Source organism: Candidatus Hepatincolaceae symbiont of Strigamia maritima (assembly GCF_055505085.1).
The window spans coordinates 1-3,369 of the sequence record NZ_DBKDTU010000043.1; the positions used below are offsets into that span (position 1 = coordinate 1).

Here is a 3,369-nt window from a genome sequence, read left to right on the forward strand (position 1 = left end):
ATAAGTTAATCTTTTATTTATACTATCTATAAGTAAACTATTTATACAATCCATAGAGCTTTCGTTCTTTAAATTAAATCTACCTGCAAATTCATTAACATATCTGTGTAAGTGTTTAGGTCTCATATAGTGATAAACGCCATAATAACCACGTTTTAATATAGCCCAAAAACTCTCTATGCCATTTGTATGCACCATACCATTAACATATTCACCTACAGAATGTTTAACTTGTTGATTGTAATCTTGTTTTAAATCTTTATATGCTTTGTATCTATCAGTGTAAAGGTTAGTGCCAATTTCAATATAATTACGAATAGCACTAGTTAAAGTGGTCGTATCAGTTTTTTTAACAACAACAACTTTTATTTTACCATCACGTTGTTTGAAGCCAACTACAGGAATTTTACCAACTGCACCAGCTCCTTGCTTAAGCTTTTTATAAGAATGTTTATTTTTTTCTAACCCACCAATGTAGGTTTCATCAACTTCAACAGTGCTGTTTAGTTTATTATTTTCCTTGTTTCTCCAAGCTTCACGAATCCTATGTGCTAAAAACCAAGCTGTTTTTTGTGTACAACCTAAATGCTTAGCTAATTGAATTGAACTAACACCTTTTTTAGATATAGTTAAAATATACATTGCTAAAAGCCATCTTTGTAATGGCAATCTAGATTCTGCTAAAATAGCATTAGTACGCACACTAAAATGTCTCCTACAATCTTTACAACGATAAGGCATAGGATTACTACATAAACTTATTTGATCAGATTTACAATGTGGACAAGAAACTTTATCATTCCATCTTATCTTTTCAAAGTAACTCTTTGCTGATTCTTCATTTGGATATTTTTTAAAGAATTCAAAAATTGAAAAATCTTCTTTAGACATTGGTTTAACCTACCTTTATTACTAATATAGTTATATTATAGCAATAGAGTCTTGGCTAGTCAAGTATATAGTTACCTATGGCTGCAAATAAAAATACTAACTTAACTTGTGCGTTGTTCCCAAAAATAATTCCTTGATGAGTTTTTAATAAGGAAATACAAATCCTCTCTACCCATTTTGCTTGCGGTGTAGCATGAGGAATAGCTATATTTTCAGAAATTACAATATAAAATCCTAATCTAGCAATATTCTCTAAAATAGCCTCCACGTACTCCTGTTTAATATATTGTTTTAATAACAAGGGCTGAGCCACAATTTGCACCGCCTCTTCCCACGACTCTATTTTATCTTTAATTATAATATTATCTTTTAGTAAGTTTTTTAACACATAAAATCTCTATTTATAACAAGAAGCATTGATTTACTATTAATTATAAAGTATAGTAGTAAAAATTTAAACACAAAATTAAGGATGTTTTCTATGAAAATCGGGATTGTTGTAGCGATGAAAGAAGAATCTTCAGCACTAACAGATAATCTTAACCTTATTACTAAAATTTCTCATCCGGTATACACCCTTAAACAATATAAATATAAAAATCTGGAACTCTTTAGCATTATTTCAAAAATCGGTAAAGCAGCAGCAGCCTCTGCTACTACTTTATTGTTTGAGAGTTTTGCTGTGGAAGGGGTTATTAATTTAGGAAGTTGTGGTGGCGTTAACGATGTGGCATTAGCAGATATTATTCTTAGTAATCAAACCGGATATTTTGATGTATCCGTGGAAACTTTCGGCTATAATCCTGGGCAACTACCCCAACAAAAAGCATTCTTTCAAGGTAATGAAACTATTTTTAAAATAGATTCATTAAAGCAAAGCTTACCCAGACTTAGTTATCTTAAAACAGGCTTTGTTGCTACCGGAGATTGTTTTGTGGCAGATATTAATAAAGTTAACCAAATTAAAACTTTGTATCCTAATATTAAAGCTATAGAAATGGAAGCTGCAAGCATTGCTCAGATTTGTGATAACTATAATAAAGATTTTTTACTAATTAAAAAAGTATCAGATTTAGCAGATAGTAAAGCCTCAGTGTCTTTTAAAGATGAAATTAGTCAAATGTCAAATCGTACTGCAGAAGTACTGCTTAATATTTTAGCAACTCTAAGCACTTAAATATATCTGTAATAATTCAAAATTACCTAACCGCTTTGTTGTGGATCGTTTGCCAGCGTTTCTTCATCATCAAGTTCTTTTGATAAAATTTTAGCTACCAATAAATCTCCTCCTATATTTATAGAAGTTCTAGGTAAGTCTAAAATTCTATCTATCCCAATAACAATGGCTAGAGCCTCTAAAGGAATTCCTACCGAAGACATAATTAAAGTTATAGTTACTAATCCTCCTCCTGATACCCCTGCCGTACCTGTTGCTGAGATTATACCAGTAATTAAGATTAAAAGGTAACTACTTAGAGTTAACTCTATATTTAAGATTTGTGCCATAAAAATAACAGCAGCAACCTGATAAATTGCCGAACCGTTCATATTTACCGTTGCCCCTAAGGGAATAATAAAAGAACTCACATCACTTCTGATTTTCATTCTTTTAGCTGCTTCAAGAGTTGCCGGCAGAGTAGCATTACTGCTCCCTATGGCACAGGCTATTACTAAAGCTTCCCAAGAATGCTTAAAAAAATAGCTAACACTGTCTCCTTTTAATTTTAATACAATCGGAAAAACTACAAACAGTTGGATAGCCAAAACAAGCATTACCAATAATATAACCATTGCAGATTTAATAAGAATATCATATCCAAAAATAGCAGCTGTATAAGCTAATAAGGCAAAACAGCCTACGGGAATTAATTCTATTACCACAGAAACCACATAAGTTATAATATCATTCAGATTATTAATAATTTGATACAAATAAGTTTTATTAGTTGTTATTTTGGATATAGCCACCCCACTAATTACCGCTAGGAAAATTACCTGTAAAATATTAGATGTAGCAAAAGCTGTAAAAGCATTGGAAGGAACTACTCCGAAGAGAGTCCCCAAAATAGTAGGTGGAGTTTTATTACTTACTAAGGAAAATTCTGGTATCTCTGTTACCCCGACACCTGGAGACACAAAATGCATAACTAGTATAGATAAAACTATAGCAACTGCTGTAAGTCCTATAAACCAAACAATCCCTCTAAAAGCCATTCTTCCTAAAACACCACTATCTTTGATATTAACAATGCTATTAACTAAGGTAATGAATATTAGGGGAATAACTATTAGTTTTAATAAATTTAAAAAGGTATCTCCTACCGGTTTTAGTGCAATAGCTACATCTTTAAAGACTAATCCTAATCCAATTCCTAAGATAATCCCCAAAAGACTACGTTTCCAAATAGCTATAGATACCCAATATGTCCACATTTCAGATCGGAAGAGCGTCGTGTAGGGAAAGAGTGTAGATCTCGG

At 31.8% G+C, this 3,369-nt stretch carries 3 protein-coding genes; 1 reads left to right on the forward strand and 2 read right to left on the reverse strand.

What is annotated here, in order from left to right; all coding sequences use genetic code 11:
* Both ACQCX0_RS00990 and ACQCX0_RS00995 read right to left on the reverse strand, forming a co-directional pair.
* Positions 1 to 891: IS1595 family transposase (locus ACQCX0_RS00990; protein WP_462562239.1), on the reverse strand; the 891-nt coding region annotated here is incomplete at its 3' end.
* Positions 892 to 946: 55 nt separating this feature from the next.
* The gene (locus tag ACQCX0_RS00995; RefSeq protein WP_462562240.1) at positions 947 to 1,279 is read right to left on the reverse strand and encodes a PTS sugar transporter subunit IIA; all 333 of its coding nucleotides are present in this window, start codon (positions 1,277 to 1,279) and stop codon (positions 947 to 949) included.
* Between the two features lie 93 nt (positions 1,280 to 1,372).
* Here ACQCX0_RS00995 and ACQCX0_RS01000 point away from each other — a divergent pair, with 93 nt between their 5' ends.
* A complete protein-coding gene (locus ACQCX0_RS01000; protein ID WP_462562241.1) occupies positions 1,373 to 2,068 on the forward strand; it encodes a 5'-methylthioadenosine/adenosylhomocysteine nucleosidase in 696 nt (231 codons plus the stop codon).
* Positions 2,069 to 3,369: the final 1,301 nt, after the last annotated feature.

What these genes read in the sequence shown, in the direction of transcription:
- ACQCX0_RS01000 (WP_462562241.1), top strand. Translation starts at nt 1,373, where the DNA reads ATGAAAATCGGGATTGTTGTAGCGATGAAAGAAGAATCTTCAGCACTA.